Origin of the sequence: Bradyrhizobium cenepequi, from assembly GCF_020329485.1 — a bacterium.
Taxonomy (GTDB): Bacteria; Pseudomonadota; Alphaproteobacteria; order Rhizobiales; family Xanthobacteraceae; genus Bradyrhizobium; species Bradyrhizobium cenepequi.
In genome coordinates this window covers 364,008-385,192 of record NZ_JAGKJI010000001.1, presented here as the reverse complement: position 1 = coordinate 385,192, position 21,185 = coordinate 364,008, and the positions used below count along the sequence as shown (strand labels likewise).

Here is a 21,185-nt window from a genome sequence, read left to right as displayed (position 1 = left end):
TTCGGATCATGCTCTGGGCGAAAGGTACCTGCTTCGCCGAAAAACGCCATTCAAAAACGAGAAACACCGGCCGGGCTTGACCATCCGGCCGGTGTGTCTTGCTTGCTTATTTTCCGAGCTTGCCAAGCGCTTCGGTCAACTCCGGAACCGCCTGGTAGAGGTCGGCGACCAAGCCGTAATCGGCGACCTGGAAGATCGGCGCGTCTTCGTCCTTGTTGATCGCGACGATCACCTTGGAGTCCTTCATGCCGGCCAGATGCTGAATTGCGCCGGAGATGCCGATTGCGACATAAAGTTCCGGTGCTACCACCTTACCGGTCTGGCCCACCTGCCAGTCATTCGGCGCATAGCCGGCATCGACCGCGGCACGCGAGGCGCCGACGCCGGCGCCCAGCTTGTCGGCCAGCGGCTCGATATACTTGGCGAAATTTTCCCGGCTCTGCATGGCACGGCCGCCGGAGACAATGATCTTGGCCGAGGTCAGCTCCGGCCGGTCGCTCTTGGCGACCTCCTCGCCGAGGAAGCTGGAAAGGCCCGGATCGGCCGCAGCCGCCACGGTCTCGACCGGGGCGCTGCCACCCTCACCGGTCGCCGCGAAGGTCGAGGTGCGGACCGTGATCACCTTCTTGGCGTCCTTCGACTTCACGGTCTGGATCGCGTTGCCAGCATAGATCGGACGCTCAAAGGTATCGGGCGCGACCACCTTGATGATCTCGGATACCTGCATGACGTCGAGCAGGGCCGCGACGCGCGGCATCACATTCTTGAAGCGCGAGGTCGCGGGCGCGACGATCGCATCATAGGACGACGCCAGCGAGACGATCAGCGCGGCCAGCGGCTCGGCGAGATCGTGGGCGTAAGCCTCACCTTCCGCCACCAGCACCTTCTTGACGCCGGCGAGCTTCGCTGCCGCTTCGCCTGCGGCCTTGGCATCCTGGCCGCCGGCGACCAGCACATGCACGTCGCCGCCCAACTGGCTGGCTGCGGTCAGCGCCTTGTTGGTCACGTCCTTCAGCTTCTCGTGTTCGTGTTCGGCAATCAGCAATGTCGTCATTTAGAGAACCCCGGCTTCGGTCTTGAGCTTCGACACCAGTTCGGCGACGTCCTTGACCTTGACGCCCGCCTTGCGGCCTGCCGGTTCCGAAGTCTTGAGGATTTCGAGATGCGGCGTGAGATCGACGCCATAGTCGGCGGCGTTCTTGTCGTCGATCGGCTTCTTCTTCGCCTTCATGATGTTGGGCAGCGAGGCGTATCGCGGCTCGTTGAGGCGAAGGTCGGTAGTGATGATCGCCGGGCCCTTCAGCTTCACGGTCTGCAGGCCGCCATCGACCTCGCGCGTCACCTTGAAGTCAGAACCTTCGACCTCGAGCTTGGAAGCGAACGTCGCCTGCGACCAGCCGAGCAGCGCGGCCAGCATCTGGCCGGTCTGGTTGCTGTCGTCATCGATCGCCTGCTTGCCGAGAATGACGAGGCCGGGCTTCTCCGCGTCCACCACCGCCTTGAGGATCTTGGCGACTGCGAGCGGCTCCGCATTGCCTTCGGCCTTGACCAGGATGCCGCGATCGGCGCCCATGGCAAGGCCGGTGCGGATGGTCTCGGAGGCCTGCGCCGGGCCGATCGACACCACCACGACCTCGGTCACCTTGCCGGCTTCCCTCAGCCGCAGCGCTTCCTCGACCGCGATCTCGTCGAACGGATTCATCGACATCTTGACATTGGCGAGTTCCACGCCCGATCCGTCACTCTTGACGCGGACCTTGACGTTGAAGTCGACGACCCGCTTTACCGGCACAAGAACCTTCATCGATCCTCTTTCGCTTTGAAATTAGGGGGTTGGTTGGCTCGGGCGCGGAACCTAAAGGTCCCGTTATCGGCGGTCAACGCGCGAAAGCCAAAAATCGGCCCTAAGGACTTAAGACGTACTCTAGCGGTTTTGGCCGGGCACCCACAACACGTCGCCCGCGCCTTTGTCGTTCTGGAATCGGCTGGCGACAAACAGGAAATCCGACAGGCGGTTCATATACTGGATGCCAGCCGCGCTGACCGGCTCGTCCGGCTTCGCCGCAAGTTCCACCATGATCCGTTCCGCCCGGCGGCAAATCGTGCGGGCGAGGTGCAGATAGGCTGCCGCCGGGGTGCCGCCGGGGAGCACGAAAGAGGTTAACGGCGCGAGCTCGGCATTGAGCGTGTCGATGTCGCGCTCGAGCCGCTCGACCTGGCTCGCCAGCATCCGCAAACGCTCCGCCTTGCCCTCGCGCTGGGGCACCGCGAGATCGGCGCCGAGGTCGAACAGATCATTCTGGATCAGGCCGAGCATGCGGTCGAGCTCAGGGCTACCCGCAAGATGAAGCCGCACTACGCCGATCGCGGCATTGGTCTCGTCCACGGTGCCATAAGCGCTGACGCGCAGATCATATTTCGGCCGTCGCTCGCCGCTTCCAAGCGCAGTGGTGCCGTCATCGCCGGTACGCGTATAGATCTTGTTGAGCACGACCATATTCAGCTCCGGTGTTGTCCAGCTCCAGCTTCCGCGACCACCTCTCCCGTAGGGAGAGGTCGGCGCGAAGCGCCGGGTGAGGGGTTACGGTAGATCGAGGGACCTGAACCCCTCACCCGGATCGCTTGCGCGATCCGACCTCTCCCTATGGGAGAGGTAAGAACTACTAGCGCCCCATCGCCCAGACCGCGAGCATCGCGATCACGATGGCGACGAATTGCAGCAACACGCGCAGCCGCATCAATTTCTGCGAGGTGTTCGGCGAACCGCCGCGCATCATATTCGCCAGACCGAGCAACAGGACCACACCGACGGCGCCGACTGCGATAGGGAGGATGAACGTACTTAAGAAGGGTGCCATCAGCGTTAGATAACACCGTGATATCCGAAGCGCCACATGGAGCAAGTGCAACGATCTGGCATTTGGCGCGATTATATCGGAAGCTGGTATGCGGCCTCGGCTGGCCGGATCAGGGTGGGAAGTGAAGCAGGTCCGCTACGTCTACCGTGTCGTGATGGATGCGTTCTACACGTTCCTCGCCGACGACGGCTGGGCGATTGCGAGCCATATCGCGCTGTCGACCCTGATGGCGCTGTTCCCGTTCCTGATCGTGCTGACCTCTCTGGCCGGCTTTTTCGGCTCCAAGGAACTGGCCGACCAGGCCGCCAGCCTGCTGCTGCAGATCTGGCCCAGACAAGTCGCCGACGCGCTGTCCAGCCAGATCCATGATGTCCTGACGACCACGCGCGGTGACATCCTGACCATCGGCGCAGCTCTCGCGCTCTATTTCGCCTCCAATGGCGTCGAGGCACTCCGGATCGCGCTGAACCGCGCCTATGCAGTGGTCGAGTGGCGGTCCTGGTACTGGCTGCGGCTGGAATCCATCGGCTACACCCTGGTCGCCGCCATCACGTCGCTCGCAATGGCGTTCCTGATCGTGCTCGGTCCGTTGATGCTCGAGACGGCGCGGCTCTACATTCCGTTCTTCGTCGAGAGCAACGAACGCATCCTCAACATCACACGCTACGGCATCACGATCGCGGCGCTCACCGTTGCGCTGTTCATCCTGCACGCCTGGTTGCCGGCGGGGCGGCGCAGCTTCCTGCAGATCCTGCCCGGCATCATCTTCACCGTGGTGGCCTCGCTGATCTCAGGCATCGTGTTCGGTCAGTACCTGGCGCGCTTCGCCAACAACTATGTCACGATGTATGCGGGACTGGCGTCGGTGATCATCGCGCTGGTGTTCCTGTATTTCATTTCGGCGATCTTCGTTTATGGCGGCGAGTTGAACGCGGCGATCATCAAGTCGCGGCTGCCGAACGGCGTGTCGCTTCAAGCAGCGCAGTCGCTAAAGCCCGCGGACTCACAGGCTTGACCAGGAACGCGTCGGCGCCGGCAGCGCGCGAGGCCGCCTCGTCCTCGCTGCGGCCGGAAATCCCGATGATCGGAATGCGGCCGAGCGGCGGCTGAAGCGCGCGGATACGCCTGATCGCCTCGACCCCGTCGATGCCCGGCAGCACCATATCCATCAGCACCGCGTCGAAGGTGCCCTGCGCCAGCCGCTCCGGCGCCGCTTCCCCCTCACCGATGAACTCCGCCTGATGGCCGAGCTCGGTGAGGATGGTGTTGAGCACGACGCGGCCGAACGGATTGTCCTCGACGCTGAGCAGCCGCAGCGCACGGGGCGCCCCCGCCGGAACGTCGCTCTTGGCATTGCCCGTGGTCGCCGCCGGTTCGCTGGCGGGTGCCAGCACGATCGTCAGCGTGAACGTGGTGCCCCCGCCGCGCCGCGGCCTGGCGACAATGTCGCCGCCCATCGCCCGTGCAAGCTGCTTGACCGAGGACAGGCCGAGGCCCGCGCCGCCGAAGCGCGAGGCGATGGAAACATTGGCTTGCGAGAACGGACGGAACAGGCGCTTGATCTCAGCGAGCGACAGCCCGATGCCGCTGTCGGAAATGGCAAAGGCGACCCCGATCTTGCCTTTCCCGGCGCGCGTCGGCGCGGCCCCGAACGCGACCGTTCCGCGCTCGGTGAACTTGACCGCGTTGTCGATCAGGTTCTCCAGCGCCGCACGCAGCCGGATGGGATCGCCGATAGCGAAGGCGGGCAGCTGTCCCGAAATATCGACGGAGGCCTCCAGCCCCTTGGCCGCCGCCCGCCCGGCCAGCGAATTCCCGGCGTTGCGGATAAGCGTGCGCAGGTCGAAGAAATCCTGCCGGATCTCGAGGCCGGGGCCACGGCTTCGCGCCGCATCGACGAACAGGGTCGCAAGGCTGGCCAGATGCTCGGCGCCGGCCTGGATGGTATCGACCCAGCGCCGCTCACGCTCGTTGAGGTCGGAGGTGGCCAGCAGGTTGCTGATCGCGAGAATGCCGGTAAGCGGCGTGCGCACCTCGTGCGCGAACGCCGCCAGCGCAGTCTCGACCACGCCGGGCGCCGCCTTGGCAGGCGCTCGCCTGCGGCGCGCTTTTGCCGCCTTCAAGACACGTTTCCGCGACGGCCTCTTCTTGGGATGCCGAATGGTGCGCCCAACGCGCGATCTTGCCGCCATGATTCTCGTAGACCCTGCCCCGGCCGGCAGAATGGCATGCCGGGGTGGTGGGTGTCACGGAGACCTTTGGCCGACGGACCCCTTGGCTCTGGATCATGATGAGACAGGGTTGAATTGCCTCCACGACGGGCGCTGCGCTCCTCTCCCGCTTGCGGGGGAGGGCTGGGGTGGGGGCTCTCTCCACGATTCACGCTGTCCGAGCGTGTGGAGAGAGCCCCCACCCGGCGCTGGCGCGCCGACCTCCCCCGCAAGCAAGCGGGAGAGATAAACAAGCGGACAACTCATCGCACTTTAGGGCGGGCCGACGAGACGGCGGATGTCAGCGGGCGTCGCGCCGCCGGCGCGCAGTTCCCGCAAGGCGGTCGCCTTGGTCGACTTCGACAGCTTCTGCCCGGCCGAATCGCGAATCAGCCGGTGATGCCGGTAGGTTGACGGAGGGATGCAGAGGAGCTCCTGCAGCAGCCGGTGCACGCTGGTCGACCAGAACAGGTCCTGCCCCCTGATGACGTCGGTCACCCCCTGGAGGGCGTCGTCGACCACGACCGAGAGGTGATAACTGGTCGGCGTCTCCTTGCGCGCCAGGATGACGTCGCCCCAAGCCTCCGGCCACGCGGTGACGGTTCCGTGCTCGCCGGCCGGCCCCTCGCCCTGCTCGGTCCAGGTCAGATGTTTCGCCCGCGCGCGGGCCGCCGCCATATCGAGCCGCAGCGCGTAAGGCGCTCCCGCCTCGATCAACCGCCGCCGCTCGGATGCCGGCAGCGATCTCGCGGCGCCCGGATAGAGCGGCGCGCCATCGGGATCGCGGGGCCATGGTCCCGCCGCCTCGCGCTCGGCGATCAGGCGCGCGATCTCGGCGCGGCTTTCAAAGCTCGGATAGAGCAGGCCCTGCGCGGTCAGTTGCTCGAGCGCCTCGCGATAGGCGTCGAGATGCTCCGACTGCCGCCACACCGGCGTCTCCCAGGAGATGCCGAGCCAGGCAAGATCCTCGTAGATCGCCATCTCGAACTCCGGCCGGCAGCGCGTCGGATCGATGTCCTCGATCCGCAGCAGGAATCGTCCCCCGGCCTCGCGAGCGCGGTCAAAATTCAGCAGCACCGAAAAAGCGTGGCCGAGATGGAGGTAACCATTCGGGCTCGGCGCGAATCGGAAAACGGGTGGCGACATTCCTGGACTCTCGTCATGGCCGGGCACAAGCGCGAAGCGCGTCTTAACCCTGGCACTCCCGGCCATCCACGCTCTTCGGCTTCACCGAAGAAATGTGTCAAGGTGGATCACGCGCCGGCTGACTCGCACGTTGTTATAGCTCAGACCAGCATGCGATCGAAAAGAGAGGACGTGGATGGCCGGGACGTTGATTGTAAGACGCGCTGCGCGCTTATGCCCGGCCATGACGCAAGGAAAGTAATGCTCGTTCACTTCGAAACTCAGTCGGACCTGGAAGATGCCATCCACATGCTTGTAAAGCAGGACAAGCGGCTGAAGCCGGTGCTGGAGCTCACCGGCATGCCGACGATTCGCCAGCGCGAACCGGGCTTTACCGGGCTCGCCGCCATCATCTGCGGCCAACAGCTTTCAACCGCGAGCGCCGCGGCGATCTGGGGCCGCGTCAGCAAGGCGTTCGACCCGTTTCATCATGACGCAATCAGCAAAGCCCGCGCCGACCGGCTTGGCCGGCTCGGCTTGTCGGCAGCGAAGATCAAGACGCTGAAGCACATCGCGCGCGAACTCGCCGCCGAACGGCTGAACCTCGATGTGCTCGCGAACGAAGTCGCCGACATCGCCCACAACACACTGACTGCGCTGCCGGGCATCGGCCCGTGGACCGCGGACATCTATCTGTTGTTCTGCCTCGGCCACGGCGACGCCTGGCCGGCGGGCGATCTCGCCGTGCAGGAAGCGGTGAAGATCGGATTGGGGTTGAAGGAGCGGCCGACCGCGAAACAGATGGCGCCGTTGGCCGAGCCCTGGCGCCCGCTGCGCGGCGCCGCCGCGCATCTGTGGTGGGCCTATTACCGTGTGCTGAAGAAACGCGAGGGTGTAATTGCGGGCTCGAAATAAGACGTATTTCCGCCGCGCCGGTGCGCGGCTGGGCGAACTTTAATTAGATTGCGATCCCCGATCGGGCAAAACCGAAACTCGTCTTGGTCTACCTGTTCGCCAAACGGACGAACCCAACATGACCTGGTTTTCGATCTTTGTCGCTTTGATCGTTTTCTTTGTCCTCAGAAGGGCTCGGAAAGAAAGTGATCTAGACCCGATATTGTGGAAATGGTTCACCGCATTGATCTGGATCGTCACTATCGCTTTCTTCCAAGCTCTTGAACTCCATCGATATCTCGAAGGCTTGTCCTATCGTCCATTCTTTGGCCTTTGTGCTGGCCTCCTGTTTGCTGCGACGGCCTGGTTTTCAGTACGACTGCTCGCCTACGTTGGCCGTCGCTGATATCAATCCAGAGGATTACCCCCGCCAGGCCCATGGCCGCATGGAGCGCAGCGTGACCCAGGCTACGAGAACTGAGTATGTCGCGCGTATTACTGTCGCTTCATCGGAGCGCTGATGCGAACAGCGTTTTAAACTATGTTGCTGTTGCAAAACCTTCATCGCCCGACGCAAAGATGGCGGCGCGTCCAAAGCCGGAGCCGCCCTCATGACATCGACCGATTTCGTCGTCGCCCGCAACGATCTCAAGCAATGCAAGTTCATCGAGCGGGCTCTGCCCGATGCCGCCACGCTTCCGAGCGAGACGTTGCTGATCAAGGTGACGAGCTTTGCGCTGACCGCCAACAACATCACCTACGCGGTGCTCGGCGACGAGCTCAAATACTGGCAGCTATTCCCTGCACCGGAAGGGTTTGGCAACATTCCGGTGTGGGGATTTGGCGAGGTGATCGCCTCTCGCCACCCGAACGTTGCCGAAGGCGAACGGCTGTTCGGCTATTTCCCGATGGCGACGCATCTTGTGATCGAGGCCACCGATGTCGGCAAGCGCGGCCTGCGCGACGGCGCTGCACATCGCCAGGGCGTGGCGCCGGTCTACAACGCCTATGCACGCGTCAGCGGCAATCCCGCCTTTGCCGGGCGGCAGGGCGACTACCAGGCCCTACTGCGGCCGCTGTTCATGCTGTCGTTCCTGGTCGACGACTTCCTCGCCGAGAACGAATTTTTTGGCGCCGAGAGCGTGATGCTCTCTTCCGCTTCCAGCAAGACCGCCTTCGGGCTCGCGCATCTCTTGCACAGCAGAGGCATCAAGGTGATCGGCCTGACGTCGGCGGCAAATGCCAGCTTCGTGACATCGCTCGGCTGCTACGACGAGGTCATCACCTATGATCGCGTCGCATCCCTGCCTTCCGATAAGCCGACGGCGTTCGTGGACATGGCCGGCAACAGCCGCTTGCGCGAAACGCTGCACCTGCATTTTGGCGCGCAGATGAAATATTCCGGGCGCGTCGGACTGACGCATCGACTGTCCTCAGAGAACGAGCCGGAATTGCCGGGAGCGAAGCCGAGTTGGTTCTTCGCGCCCGACCAGATCCGCAAGCGTGCGAAGGAATGGGGACCCGGCGGGGTCGACACACGCTTCGGCGTCGCCTGGTCCGGCTTCGCGCCAAAGCTCGAGCAATGGCTCAAGGTGACCGAAGGCCGCGGTCCCGCCGCCGTGCAGACGGCCTATCTCGATACCCTCGACGGCCGGGTGCCACCGGAAGTGGGACATATCCTTTCTCTGTCGGAATAGCCGACATCCCGTCACGGCCTTTCTGCGGCCTGCCGAATAGGTATAGGCTGCGAGGGAACACGACGCGAAGACGGCCGTGACGGGGAACGCTCATGCTCGACAAGACCGACGACATCTCGGTGGCCGCCGACACTTGGCTTGCCCGATTCGAGGACGCACTTCGCAAGCCTGGCGACGGCGCGCTCAATTTCCTGTTTCTCCCTGACGGTTTCTGGCGCGACGTGCTGGCGCTGAGCTGGAACATCCAGACGGTCGAAGGCGCGGACGCCATCATTGCCGAGTTGAAGCAGCATGCGGCCCGCGCGGCACCACGCCGCTTGGCGATCGATCCCGAGCGCCGCGCGCCGCGCAAGGTGACGCGGGCCGGCACCAATGCGATCGAGGCTATGTTCAAGTTCGAGACCGCTGAGGGTCGCGGCAGCGGAATCGTCCGCCTGATCCCTGACCCTACCGATGGCAATACGCTGAAGGCCTGGACGCTCTTGACCGAGCTGGGCGAGCTCAAGGGGTTTGAGGAGCAGCTCGGCGCCGGCCGCCCGCGCGGCAATGCCTATTCGCGTGACTTCCGCGGACCGAACTGGCTCGATTTGCGCAAGGCCTCCGCTGATTATGCCGATCGCGATCCAACCGTCCTCGTGGTCGGCGGCGGCCAGAGCGGGCTCTGCATCGCCGCACGGCTGAAGCAGTTGCAGGTCGACACGCTGATCGTCGATCGCGAAGAGCGCATCGGCGACAATTGGCGCAAGCGTTATCACGCGCTCACCTTGCACAACCAGGTCCAGGTCAACCACCTGCCCTATATGCATTTCCCGCCGAACTGGCCGACGTATATTCCGAAGGACAAGCTCGCCAACTGGTTCGACGCTTATGTCGATGCGATGGAGCTGAACTTCTGGACCGGGACCGAGTTCGAGGGCGGGCATTACGACGAGAACGAAGGCCGCTGGACCGTGACGCTGCGCGCCGGCGGTACGACGCGCGAGATGCACCCGCGGCATGTGGTGCTCGCGACCGGAGTCAGCGGCATTCCGAACGTGCCTGATATTCCCGGCCTGAAGGATTTTTCCGGCAAGGTCATGCATTCCAGCCGCTATGACGACGGCGAGAGCTGGAAGGGCAATGGCACCATCGTCATCGGCACCGGCAATAGCGGCCACGACATCGCTCAGGACCTTTACTCCAGCGGCGCTCAGGTGACGCTGGTACAGCGCAACCCGACGCTGGTGGTCAGCATCGAGCCATCGGCGCAGCTCGTCTACGCGCCCTACAATGAGGGGACGCTCGACGACAATGACTTGATCGCAGTATCGATGCCGTTCAAGCTCGCGCGCAAGAGCCACGCGATGGTGACGGAGAAATCGAAAGCGCTGGACAAGGACCTGCTCGAGGGCCTGGCACGCGTCGGCTTCAAGCTCGACTACGGCGAGGACAACACCGGCTGGCAATTCAAATATCTCACCCGCGGCGGCGGTTACTATTTCAACGTTGGCTGCTCCGACCTGGTCGTGAAAGGCGAGATCGCGCTCAAGCAGTTTGCCGACATCGAGACGTTCGTGCCCGACGGCGCCAGGATGAAGAACGGCGAGCTTGTCGCCGCCGACCTCGTGGTGCTCGCGACCGGCTACAAGCGCCAGGAGGAACTGGTGAAGAAGCTGTTCGGCGCCGACGTCGCCGGCCGCGTCGGCACGATCTGGGGCTTTGGCGAGGAGCAGGAGCTCCGCAACATGTACACCCGCACGCGCCAGGCGGGCCTCTGGCTGATCGCCGGCGGGCTGGCGCAATGCCGGATCGGCTCGAAGCACCTGGCGCTGCAGATCAAGGCGATCGAGGAAGGCCTGCTGCCGCGCGATGTCGGGCCGCGGGCGACGTTTGCATAACCCAATCCATCGCTCCAGGGGAAATCAGATGGCGACCATTCTCGGCTCCGGCGAGCATCGCTACCGCATGGCACAGAACTGGGCCAAGCTGCCCGACGGCTGGCAGCTCACCGATGTCGCCTCCGTCGCGGTCGACAGCAAGGACCGCATCTATGTCTTCAACCGCGGCGAACATCCGATGATCGTGTTCGACCGCGAAGGCAATTTCCTGCGCAGCTGGGGCGAAGGCCTGTTCTCCCGCGCCCACGGCCTGCATATCGACGCCGACGATAACCTCTATTGCACCGACGACGGCGACCATACCGTGCGCAAATGCTCGGCAGAGGGAAAGGTGCTGCTGACGATCGGCATCCCAAGTCAGCCCGCGCCGTTCATGAGCGGCGAGCCGTTCAACCGCTGCACCCACACCGCGCTATCGCCAAAGGGTGAGATCTATGTCTCCGATGGTTACGGCAACGCCCGCGTCCACAAATTCACGCCCGACGGCAGGCTGATGAAGAGCTGGGGCGAGTCCGGCACCGATCCCGGACAATTCAACATCGTCCACAACATCGCGACCGATGCAGATGGCTTTGTCTATGTCGCCGACCGCGAGAACCATCGCGTGCAGGTGTTCGACGGCAATGGCAAGTACGAGACGCAGTGGAACAATCTGCACCGTCCCTGCGCGCTGTGTTGCTGCGGCGGCAGGCAGCCGAATTTCGTGGTCGGCGAACTCGGCCCGGGTCTCGCGGTCAACCGCAAGGTGCCGAATCTCGGGCCGCGACTGACCATCGTCGATGCCAAGGGCAGCCGCATCGCGCGGCTCGGTGGCGAGAACGGCCCCGGTGTCGAGACCGGCAAGTTTCTGGCGCCGCACGGCATCGCATTGGATTCGAAAGGCGACATCTATGTCGGCGAGGTCGGCGTCACCGACTGGAAGACCAGCTTTCCCGATACCGAGATGCCGGCTGAGGTGAGGGTGGCACGCTGCCTGCAGAAGCTGGAGAAGGTTCCGATGTAGTTCGCTGCGGCGATCAGACCTCGCCGATCACCTCGCGCCGGCGCTGCTCGGATTCCTCGGCATAACGCCGCATCGCGTGCGCCTCGGTGAGGACGCCCATCGGACAGCGCTCCGCGCCCTCTTCGACCACGGCGAGCGATTCCGCTTCCGCTGCATCGAACACCGCAATCGCTTCCTGGATGTTCATGGACGGATGCAGCACGACGTCGCTATGGCGCAGGATGCCGGCGAGACCGTTGTTCATCTCGACATCGGGCGCATGCGCTTCTGCGATCAATGCCAGGCCGGCGTAGCGCCCCTCGCTATCGACCGCGACCACCTGCGTCTTGGAGCCGAGCGGGAACTGCTTGCGGAACTGCGCGATTGGCATATCCGCATTCACCGTCGTCATATCCCGGCGCATCATTTTGTCCACCGTGAGATCGCGGATCCAGCCGACGTCGGCGGCGCTGCGGATGGTCTCGCCGCGCAGATGCAAGCGCCAAGTGGCGAACGAATAGCCGAACAGTTCCCGCGTGAGCATGGTGGAGATAATGACGGCGACCAGCACCGCCGTGCTGAGCCAGAGATTGCCGGTCGATTCCAGCGCGATGAAGGACATCGTCAGCGGTCCGCCGATCACAGACGCCGACAACGCGCTCATGCCGATCACCGCGTAGACGTCGGGATCGAGGTTGAGGCCCGGCCATAGCATGTCGCAACCAGCGGCAAACAGCCGGCCGCCCAACGCGCCCATGAACAGGGCGGCGAAGAACAGGCCGCCGCGAAACCCGCTACCGAGCGAGACGATCGAGGCCATCGCCTTCAGGATCAGCACGCCGGCCATGAAGGTGAGCGGCATCGACACGACGCCGCCGAGATGCAGCGCGCCGTGACCCGAGGACATCACCTGCGGCGTCAGCAGCGCCATCAGCCCGACGGCGAAACCGCCGAGCGCGGTGCGCAGCGGTGGCCAGAGCCTTGTCTTTCCCAGTAGCGTCTCGCACAGCGTGACGCCGCGCATGATGGCGATGCCGAACAGCGCCGCCAGCACGCCGAGCAGCGCGGCGATGGCGAGGTCGCGCCCCAGCACATCGCCGACGGTATCGACGCTTACTCCCAGCGTCAGCACGCTGAAGGCATGTGCGACAAAATAGCCGGCGACCGCGGCGACCCCGACCGGCGCGAGGCTCGCGGGCGTATAGCCGCCGATCACAAGTTCGAAAGCATAGAAGGCGCCGGCCAGCGGCGCGCCGAAGGCGCCTGCGATCGCCGCCGCCGCTCCGCATCCGACCATGATGCGCTGGTCGATGCGGCGCAAATGGAAGGCGCGGCCGAACGAAGCCGCGATGCCGCTGGAGAGCTGCGTGTAACCAGCCTCGAGGCCGACGGAGGCGCCGACGCCAGAGGACCAGATCGTCTGCAGCGCGACGATCACGCTACCGCGAAATGACATCCGCCCGCCATAGAGGGCATTGGCCTCGATCGGGTCGATCTCGCGCCCCGGCCGCCAGCGTGCCAGCGCGAGAAAGGCAAGGCCCAGCAACAATCCGCCCAGGCTTGGAACCAGCACGGCGCGCAGCGGGTCGAGGCCGATCTGGCTGGAGAGCCGCTCGCCGAACGGCAGATCGAACAGTGCGACATGCAGCACCGAGACCGCGCCGCTCATGGCGGCCACCACCAGCCCGCCAATGGTTCCGGTTAGCGCCGCCAGGACCACCAGGCTTGTTTCATGCGCGCGCACGAAGGCGCGCAGCCGGCGCGGTGCCTCGAGATAGCGGGACTTGGTGAACATTGCTGAGGCCGCCGACGCAGGAGCGTATCTGCGGCCCCGTTTACGGGCCTTGCATCCGGGTGGCAATCACGGCGGGAACATGGCAGCGCGGAGCAGGATAAACGCCTCTATGCCCTTCACAATCCCGTCACGCTGCATGTAGTATGTCGGTACATGCTGCTTCGCAGCGATACGGAGGCCGGGAGCGTTACTTGAACGCACATGTCTCGCAAGGCGGTTGGCCGGTACTGGTCCTGAACGCGGACTTTCGGCCGCTGAGTTATTACCCCCTGTCGCTATGGTCGTGGCAGGATGCGATCAAGGCAGTCTTCCTCGACCGCGTGAATATCGTTGAATATTACGACCGGGCGGTACGCAGCCCCTCCTTCGAAATCCAGCTTCCCAGCGTCGTCTCGCTGAAGTCCTTCGTCAAGCCGACCACTCATCCCGCCTTCACGCGATTCAACGTCTTCCTGCGCGATCGTTTCGCCTGCCAATACTGCAATTCGGCGGACGATCTCACCTTCGATCACATCATCCCGCGCAGCAAAGGCGGCCAGACCACCTGGGAGAATGTGGTCGCGGCGTGCTCGCCCTGTAACCTCAGGAAGGGCAACCTGACGCCGCAGCAGGCCAAGATGTTTCCGAAGCAGGCGCCGTTCGCGCCGACCGTGCACCAGCTCCACCGCAACGGCCGCCTGTTCCCGCCGAACTATTTGCACGACAGCTGGCTCGACTACCTGTACTGGGACACCGAGCTCGATCCGTAGCGCTTGATTTACGCCTGCGTGCTGCGACTCACAGCAGCGTCGAAAGCACGCAAAACGGCGTCACGTTTCCCGGCTTCAATCTCGACCGTAGACGCACTTGGCGGCAGACCGCAGTGGAACGCCGAACCTGTTGCGAATGTCATATTCTACGAACGCAACAGGGCGGCCGGTAGCCTGCGGCGGGAGCCACAGCCCGATATCGGGGCCACTCCAGGCAAAATAGGGCTCGAAGAACATCGGCCGCCTCGATTCGATGAGATTGATCCGGCGATACGCCGAAGGCGTCAGCATACGCTGTTTCACCGCCCGCTCACACCAATGAGCGAACGTGGATGCCTGCGCGCCGAAAGTCGGGGCGAGCCACAGCACTAGTGCTGCGAGAGCTGAGATGGCCTTCATTTGACTGCTCCTCGTGCGGATGACAACGCGCAGGACTGCGTCGGTCGTTCAAAGACGTCTACTAACATATCGTAGCCGCTGCGTCGGACCAGTCTGCAGCCTAACATGAAAAGCGCGCGCCGAAATCGCCCTTGACGGCCGGCCGTCAGATTCCATGCTCATTTCGGCTTTGTGGTGTCATCACCATCGCCCACGCGATTGCCATGTCCGAGCCGCTTCGAGATCCCGCCGGCACACTCGCAGAGGGCCTTCGCGATTGCGCTGTCCCAGCCAGCATCGAACGTGGCCTCGGGCCCCATCGCGGTGATGACGAGCGCGATGTGGCCGGCGTGATCGAACACTGGCGCTGCGAGGGCATTGACGCCGGGCAAGGGATCGCCGAGCGCGCGTGCGAGCCCGTGCTTACGCACTGTAGCGAGCATCTCGGAGACCTTGGCGCCCTTCGTCGCGCGCTTCGGATTGTAGCCGACGCCAAAGCGGTCGAGGGCGCTGTCGAGCGCGGCATTGATCGTCTTTGATGGCAAGAAGGCCGCAAAGGCGCGGCCAGTGGCCGTTTCGAGCAGAGCCATGACCGAGCCGACGCGCATCGCGATGTGCACGGGATGACTAGGCTCCTCGATCTGCACCACGGTTGGGCCATAGCTGCCCCAAACGGCGAGCGAGACCGCATGATCGATGGTGTTGGCGAGCGTCCGGATCTTTGAGGTGGCGATCCGCACGGCCGAGAGGCGGCGCAGGCTGATAAGCCCAAGCTCGAGCGCCAGCGCTCCAATCTCGTAGCGCCCCGTGGTCTCGTCCTGTTCGATGAGCCCAATGCGCGAAAAGCTCACGAGGTACGGATGAGCCTTCGCCGGTGCCATTCCGGCCTCACGCGCCAGATCGCGCAGCATCATTGGCTCGCCGCTCCGCGCGAGAACGCGGAGCAATTGTCCGCCGACCTCGATCGACTGAATACCGCGGCTTGCTGGTTTCATGCGCTCCCGTTCACGCCGCGCCACGCTCCGTAGCGCTTTCGGCGAGATGACGTCCGGCAACGTAGCCGAAGGTCAGCGCCGGCCCAAGCGTGATGCCGGCGCCCGGATAATTACCGCCCATGATGCTCGCCATGTCGTTGCCGGCGGCATAGAGGCCGGGAATGACGCGGCCTTCGGCATCGAGCGCGCGTGCGTTCGCATCGGTAACGATGCCGGCATAGGTGCCGAGATCGCCGATCACCATCTTGACGGCGTAGAAGGGACCTCGGGCTACTGGCGCCACGCAGGGGTTCGGGCCGTGCAGCGCGTCGCCCTGGTAGCGGTTGTAGGCCTTCGAACCCTTGCCGAAGGCAGCGTCGTGTCCTAGTGCCGCGCTGGCGTTGAATTGCGCGACCGTCGCGACGAGACCGCTCGCATCGATGCCGGCCTGTGCTGCAAGCGCCTCCAGCGTATCGCCACGCATGAGATAGCCGGTGCGCAGATGATGGCCAATCGGCATGGGGAGGGGCGGCACACAGCCGAGGCCATACTTTCGCAGTGTCTTGTGGTCGCAGATGAGAAAGGCCGCGATTTCCTCGTTCGGCTTCGCCGCCTTCATCATCGCCTGGACGAAGTCGTGATAGGAATTGCCTTCATTGGCAAAGCGCTTGCCGTCGCGCATCACCGCGATCACGCCCGGCTTTGCGCGGTCGATGAAGTGCGGCATCACGCCGCTTGAGCCATCCTTGCGCTTCGTCAACGAGACCGGCACCCAGGCGGCCGCATTCGGCAGGCGCTCGATGCGACCGCCGGCCGTTTCCGCAAGCCGCAGGCCGTCACCGGTATTGCCGGTTGGTCCCGGTGAATAGTGCTCGGCACCGGTTGGCGCGTGCGGAAACATCTTCTTGCGCCGCGCCACGTCATGCGGGAAGCCCCCGCAGGCGAGCACGACGCCGCGCCGCGCGCGGACGCGCACGTCGCGTCCGTCACGTGTGACGAGCGCACCGGTCACAGCGCCGTTCTCGACCGTCAGCTCGCTTACCGGCGATGACAACCACATCGGGATGTTCAGATCGAGAGCGGATTTCCTCAGCCTTCCTGCGAGCGCATTGCCGTTGGTCAGCGTCATGCCGCGGCCATAGCGGAGCACGTCCATGAGATGACGCGACAGGCGCTTTGCGACATAGACCGCTGACGTCAACGATTTCGTCGCGCGCATGAAATGGATGATCTCCTTGCCAGAGCCGAGCATCATGCCGAACACGGTGAGCTCGGGCAGCGGCATGCCGAGCGTCTTGATGTGCTCGCCAAGCTCGCGGCCATCGAACGGACGCGTCACCATCGAGCGGCCGCCTTGCGCGCCGCCGGGCGCCTCGGCATGATAGTCCGGGAACACCAGCGGCATGTCGAAGCGAACCGCGGTCCTGGTCGTGAAGAAGTCAACCGCCTCGGGGCCGGCGCTGAGAAACGCGTCGACGCGCGCGGCGTCGTAATTGTTGCCGGCTTCATGCCGCAGATATGTGCGCGCTTGATCCGGCGTCTCCTCGATACCATAGGCGCGCGCGAGCGACGTGCCGGGAATCCAGAGCCAGCCGCCGGAGCGCGCGGTCGTGCCGCCGAAGCGCGATTCCTTCTCCACGATCAGCACGTCGAGACCGCGCGAGCGCGCGGTGATCGCGGCCGACATGCCGGCCGCACCTGATCCGGCCACGAGCACATCGCACTCGTAGGTGTCGCCCGTGTCGCGCTCGTTGCCAATCATGCTCGACCTCACTTCTTCAGGAGCGGACACTTCGACTCGAAGACCGGACGATAGGCGTCTTCGCCCTTCACGATCTTGACGATCTCGAGATAGTCCCACGGCTCCTTGGACTGCTCGGGCGGCTTCACCTTTGCAAGATACATGGGGCGAATGACGCGGCCATCCTCGCGCAGCTTGCCGCCATGGACGAAAACATCCTCGATCGGCAGCTCGCGCATCTTCGCCATCACCTTCGCCGGATCGTCGGTGCCCGCGGCCTTTATCGCCTTGAGATAGTGCAGCACCGAACCGTAGACGCCGGTCTGGATCATAGTCGGCATCACATTGGTGCGCGCGAAGAATTTCTTCGACCAGGCGCGGGTCGCCTCGTCCATGTTCCAATAGGACGACGTGGTCATGTAGGTACCTTGCGCAGCCTTCAACCCGATCGCGTGCACGTCGGTGTCGAACATCAACAGGCCCACGAGCTTCTGGCCGCCCTGAACCAGGCCGAATTCGCCGGACTGCTTGATCGCGTTGTCGGTGTCCTGGCCGGCATTGGCAAAGGCAACCACGTCGGCCTTCGAACTCTGCGCCTGGAGGGCGAAGGAGGAAAAGTCGGCGGTGTTGGTCGGATGCCGCACGCTGCCGAGCACCTTGCCGCCCAGCTCGTTGATGAAGCGAGTGGCGTCCTTCTCCAGCTGCTGCCCGAAGGCGTAGTCCGCGGTGACGAAGAACCAGGATTTTCCGCCTTGGTTGATCACGGCTGACGCAGTCACCTTCGACAGCGCGTAGGTGTCGTAGCTGAAATGCACGGTGTTCGGGCTGCACAGCTCGTCCGTTAACGAACTCGCGCCAGGACCGGAGAGCAGCGCGATCCTGTTGCGCTCGCGCGCCATGTTATGCACCGCAATGGCGATACCGGAATTGGGGATGTCGACCACGGCGTCGACCTTGCCGTTATCGAACCAGCCGCGCACGATCTGCACGCCGACATCGGTCTTCATCTGATGGTCGGCACTGATGATCTCGATCGGCTTGCCGAGTACAGTCGGGCCGAATTCCTCGACCGCCATCTTGGCGGCCTCAACGGAGCCCGGGCCGCTGTTGTCGCGGCCCCAACTCGACAGGTCGGTCAGCACGCCGATCCGCACCACGTCATCGGACACCTGCGCACTGGCTGCCGATGTCGCGGCCGCGAGCACGGCGCAGGCCAAAAGCCCTCTCATCGTCGTTTCCCCTTCCTGATGCCGTTCGCCGGCTGTTCTGCATTGGCAGCAAATTAGATACTGACGAATTAGTTTGTCAATGGCGAAATCTTCCCGATACTTGCGTCGAGCCAGGTCACCGACTTGGGCCAGCAGGAGCCATCGGTTGACTTGGGCGCGAGTAGGCCAGCGTTCCACCGCGCTAATCGAGCGTTAGCTTTCCGTCGGAAAAGTTCACCCTGATGACCAGTCCGCGCTCGTTCACCAGCCATGGCCGCGCCGTGGTTCAACCGGCTAGGTACGGCGACGAACCAAATTGTTCGCCGCGAGAGATAGGCAACCGCGGCGCGCTGGTTGCACAGGGCGCACAGCCTTGTCGGCTGCCTTCGCGCCGCAACTAGGCTACAGTGCCGGAGCTGGCGTGATGGTCGGGAGCCCGCATGTCCACGGCAATCTCAGCACTCGGCGGCGTAGGTCTCTTCCTGCTTGGCATGACCGTGATGACGGAAGGCCTGAAGGCGCTGGCCGGCTCCACGCTGCGCACGGTACTCGGCAAGGCGGCGGCAACGCCGCTGCTCGGCTCCTTCTGGGGCGCCATCGTCACGCTTCTGGTGCAGTCCTCCAGTGCAACGACCATGACGACGATCGGTCTCGTCAGCGCCGGTTTGTTGACGTTCCAGCAAGGGCTCGGCCTCGTCTTCGGCGCGAATGTCGGTACCACGGGGACCGGGTGGCTGGTCGCGCTCATCGGCGTTCGCGTCTCGCTCACGGCCGCGGCCCTGCCGATGATCTTCGTTGGTGCGTTGACCAAGCTTCTGGCTCGCGGGCGAATAGCCGGCGCAGGCGCCGCTCTCGCGGGATTCGGGCTTGTGCTCTTTGGGCTCACGACGCTGCAGCAAGGCATGGGCGGGCTGGCCGAACGATTGCATCCGGCGGACCTGCCTACCGTTCTCGCCAGTCCCGAAGGTCCGTGGTGGTCGGGTCTGTTCGGCGTGCTCGCGCTGGTCGTGGTCGGGCTGGTGATGACCGCGCTGATGCAGTCGTCAACAGCCGCCGTCGCGGTCACGTTGTCCGGCTACTTCGCCGGTGCGGTCGGGCTGGACCAGGCCTGCGCACTGATCATTGGCCAGAACATCGGAACGGCGACGAGTTCCGCCTTGGCCGCTATTGGCGCGAGCACCACTGCCAAACGGCTAGCCATCGCTTATGTCTTGTTCAAGCTTATCGCCGCTCTTATCGCGCTGACGCTTTTTCCCGTCGTCACCCCGCTGCTCGTGCGTGCTTCGAACACCGTCGATGGCGTCACGTTGCTGGCCGGGTATCACACAGCGTACAATGTCGTCGGCGTGCTGGTCCTGCTGCCGCTGGTCGACTGGTTCACGCGATTGGTCGAGCGTATTCTGCCCGAGCGCGGCTCACCGCTCACGCGGCCCCTCGATTCCTCCGCGCTTGCGACCCCGATCGTGGCGGTCGAAGCGGTGCGGCAAACGATCGCACGCGCGCTCGCAACGGCATGCGGTTCGATCGAAGCGGCCCTGGCCGGCCGCGCCGTACCAATCCGTCTGGGGAAGGACGCCGCATCGGTACCGGATGCGGCCGATGCCTTGCGGCAGGCACAAACATTCCTGTCGGATGTGAGCGGACCGCCTGAGACCGAAGACGAGCAACGACACCTCACCAGCACGCTGCATGCGCTCGACCATGCGTCTCGACTGACCGAATTGGCGAATGGAGGAATCAATTTCGATTCGGTGGGTGGCGGACCGGAGGACATCCGCGCCCGGGAGTTATGCGCAGAAGCGATGCGAAGTGCAGCCGCGATTGCGCGCGGAGTGGTGGCGTCGTCCCGCGCCGCCGGATCGCCGCCGATCTTGCCGGCCTCGCCTGGCGCCGACGTCATGGCCGGTCCGCGCGCGATTTCGACGGACGAGGCCATGCCCGAGCTCGAGCGCTGTGCGACGCAACTTGGCGAAATGCTGCGCCCCCACCGCAACGCGACACTGGGCGCGGTCGCCAACGGGACGCTTACCGCCGACGCGGCGCTCGTTCGCGTCGAGACGGTTCGAAGCCTCGAAGCCCTGTCACGTCACGCTTGGCGCTCTGCAGCGCATCTTGTCGGTCGTGGCTAGCCTGGCGAACGCCAAGGCTATTCCCCGCCGACGACAATCCCGCGGTTGCATCCAATTTTAGGAATATCTCGAAGCGACTTTTCAAGGATTCGCGTTACGTGTTGGGTCATGAGCACCCAGACCCACACTCTGTCCGCGCGCCTTGTCGCTACGGGCTAGCGAAACCGACACGTAACCCCGTTCCCAATCTCACGAAGCAATGGCCGCGGGCGTCCTCGTCCGCGAACGGCGGAACTTTGCCCGTGAACAGGATCGACGATGACCGTCTCATATCTGAGCTTCCGCGTGCCTTACTCTGCCAACCGGGAATGTGTGATCATCATCAAGCCCCAGCGGCAGGCGTACCAGGCGCTTTGCGTCGACGCAGCGACCAGGCTGACGATCGGCAGTCCATCGGTCCAGCGCGATTCCGGCGGCGCTCGGCCACAGGTCTCGGCCGCTGACGTCATCGGGATGATCGGCAGCTATCGCCTGGCTTCCGCCGCCGTCGATCTCGAGGCGAACGAGCTGGCAGACCGCAGCCGCCGGATATCCAGCCAATTGCGGTCGCGGCGGCGTCTGTAGCGCA

General features: G+C 64.1%; 20 protein-coding genes. 9 read left to right on the top strand and 11 right to left on the bottom strand.

Going from position 1 to position 21,185, the window contains the following annotated elements:
• Nucleotides 1-106 precede the first annotated feature (106 nt).
• From J6497_RS01915 to J6497_RS01900, 4 genes are all read right to left on the bottom strand, one after another.
• The gene (locus J6497_RS01915; RefSeq protein ID WP_225702523.1) at nt 107-1,054 is read right to left on the bottom strand and encodes an electron transfer flavoprotein subunit alpha/FixB family protein; all 948 of its coding nucleotides are present in this window, start codon (nt 1,052-1,054) and stop codon (nt 107-109) included.
• Nucleotides 1,055-1,804 carry an electron transfer flavoprotein subunit beta/FixA family protein gene (locus J6497_RS01910; protein ID WP_225702522.1) on the bottom strand — a complete coding sequence of 250 codons (750 nt, stop codon included), beginning with the start codon at nt 1,802-1,804 and terminating at the stop codon, nt 1,055-1,057. It abuts the gene before it with no gap.
• A gap of 120 nt (nt 1,805-1,924) precedes the next feature.
• The gene (locus J6497_RS01905; RefSeq protein WP_225702521.1) at nt 1,925-2,497 is read right to left on the bottom strand and encodes a cob(I)yrinic acid a,c-diamide adenosyltransferase; all 573 of its coding nucleotides are present in this window, start codon (nt 2,495-2,497) and stop codon (nt 1,925-1,927) included.
• A 166-nt stretch (nt 2,498-2,663) separates the two neighbouring features.
• On the bottom strand, nt 2,664-2,858 hold the full coding sequence (locus J6497_RS01900; RefSeq protein WP_225702520.1) for a twin transmembrane helix small protein: 195 nt from the start codon (nt 2,856-2,858) through the stop codon (nt 2,664-2,666).
• Between the two features lie 88 nt (nt 2,859-2,946).
• On the opposite strand from J6497_RS01900, the gene J6497_RS01895 reads away from it, so the two are divergent.
• A complete protein-coding gene (locus tag J6497_RS01895) occupies nt 2,947-3,873 on the top strand; it encodes a YihY/virulence factor BrkB family protein (RefSeq protein WP_249793303.1) in 927 nt (308 codons plus the stop codon).
• Here the strand turns inward: J6497_RS01895 and J6497_RS01890 are convergent.
• Together J6497_RS01890 and gluQRS are read right to left on the bottom strand one after the other, a co-directional pair.
• Nucleotides 3,800-5,050, bottom strand: a complete 1,251-nt coding sequence (locus J6497_RS01890) for an ATP-binding protein (RefSeq protein ID WP_225702519.1) — start codon at nt 5,048-5,050, stop codon at nt 3,800-3,802. The genes J6497_RS01895 and J6497_RS01890 overlap by 74 nt on opposite strands.
• 291 nt (nt 5,051-5,341) lie before the next feature.
• Nucleotides 5,342-6,214: a tRNA glutamyl-Q(34) synthetase GluQRS gene (gene gluQRS / locus J6497_RS01885; RefSeq protein WP_225702518.1), complete on the bottom strand. Its 873-nt coding sequence runs from the start codon at nt 6,212-6,214 to the stop codon at nt 5,342-5,344.
• 240 nt (nt 6,215-6,454) lie between these two features.
• Between gluQRS and J6497_RS01880 the strand changes: the two genes are divergently transcribed.
• The 5 genes from J6497_RS01880 to J6497_RS01860 all read left to right on the top strand — a co-directional run bounded on the left by J6497_RS01880 (nt 6,455) and on the right by J6497_RS01860 (nt 11,664).
• Complete coding sequence (locus tag J6497_RS01880; protein WP_225702517.1) at nt 6,455-7,108, top strand: DNA-3-methyladenine glycosylase family protein; 654 nt, start codon at nt 6,455-6,457, stop codon at nt 7,106-7,108.
• 118 nt (nt 7,109-7,226) lie between these two features.
• A complete protein-coding gene (locus tag J6497_RS01875; protein ID WP_225702516.1) occupies nt 7,227-7,493 on the top strand; it encodes a hypothetical protein in 267 nt (88 codons plus the stop codon).
• A 205-nt stretch (nt 7,494-7,698) separates the two neighbouring features.
• Entirely contained in the window at nt 7,699-8,784 is a 1,086-nt protein-coding gene (locus J6497_RS01870) for a DUF2855 family protein (RefSeq protein ID WP_225702515.1), read from the top strand.
• A gap of 92 nt (nt 8,785-8,876) precedes the next feature.
• Nucleotides 8,877-10,661 (top strand): flavin-containing monooxygenase, encoded by a 1,785-nt coding sequence (locus tag J6497_RS01865; RefSeq protein ID WP_225702514.1) that lies wholly within the window; start codon nt 8,877-8,879, stop codon nt 10,659-10,661.
• Between the two features lie 28 nt (nt 10,662-10,689).
• Nucleotides 10,690-11,664: a peptidyl-alpha-hydroxyglycine alpha-amidating lyase family protein gene (locus tag J6497_RS01860; RefSeq protein ID WP_225702513.1), complete on the top strand. Its 975-nt coding sequence runs from the start codon at nt 10,690-10,692 to the stop codon at nt 11,662-11,664.
• Between the two features lie 13 nt (nt 11,665-11,677).
• Here the strand turns inward: J6497_RS01860 and J6497_RS01855 are convergent, their stop codons facing one another.
• Nucleotides 11,678-13,438: a chloride channel protein gene (locus tag J6497_RS01855; RefSeq protein WP_225702512.1), complete on the bottom strand. Its 1,761-nt coding sequence runs from the start codon at nt 13,436-13,438 to the stop codon at nt 11,678-11,680.
• A gap of 191 nt (nt 13,439-13,629) precedes the next feature.
• On the opposite strand from J6497_RS01855, the gene J6497_RS01850 reads away from it, so the two are divergent.
• On the top strand, nt 13,630-14,187 hold the full coding sequence (locus J6497_RS01850; protein WP_225702511.1) for an HNH endonuclease: 558 nt from the start codon (nt 13,630-13,632) through the stop codon (nt 14,185-14,187).
• Between the two features lie 75 nt (nt 14,188-14,262).
• Here J6497_RS01850 and J6497_RS01845 read toward each other — a convergent pair whose 3' ends face one another.
• From J6497_RS01845 to J6497_RS01830, 4 genes are all read right to left on the bottom strand, one after another.
• Nucleotides 14,263-14,586, bottom strand: coding sequence for a hypothetical protein (locus tag J6497_RS01845; protein WP_225702510.1), 324 nt, complete (start codon nt 14,584-14,586; stop codon nt 14,263-14,265).
• Between the two features lie 158 nt (nt 14,587-14,744).
• Nucleotides 14,745-15,560 (bottom strand): IclR family transcriptional regulator, encoded by an 816-nt coding sequence (locus tag J6497_RS01840; RefSeq protein ID WP_225702509.1) that lies wholly within the window; start codon nt 15,558-15,560, stop codon nt 14,745-14,747.
• A gap of 10 nt (nt 15,561-15,570) precedes the next feature.
• Nucleotides 15,571-17,301, bottom strand: a complete 1,731-nt coding sequence (locus J6497_RS01835) for an FAD-dependent oxidoreductase (protein WP_225702508.1) — start codon at nt 17,299-17,301, stop codon at nt 15,571-15,573.
• Nucleotides 17,302-17,309: 8 nt separating this feature from the next.
• The gene (locus J6497_RS01830) at nt 17,310-18,509 is read right to left on the bottom strand and encodes an ABC transporter substrate-binding protein (protein WP_225702507.1); all 1,200 of its coding nucleotides are present in this window, start codon (nt 18,507-18,509) and stop codon (nt 17,310-17,312) included.
• 419 nt (nt 18,510-18,928) lie between these two features.
• Here J6497_RS01830 and J6497_RS01825 point away from each other — a divergent pair, with 419 nt between their 5' ends.
• A complete protein-coding gene (locus tag J6497_RS01825; protein ID WP_225702506.1) occupies nt 18,929-20,617 on the top strand; it encodes a Na/Pi cotransporter family protein in 1,689 nt (562 codons plus the stop codon).
• 258 nt (nt 20,618-20,875) lie between these two features.
• Nucleotides 20,876-21,181, top strand: coding sequence for a hypothetical protein (locus J6497_RS01820; protein WP_225702505.1), 306 nt, complete (start codon nt 20,876-20,878; stop codon nt 21,179-21,181).
• Nucleotides 21,182-21,185 lie beyond the last annotated feature (4 nt).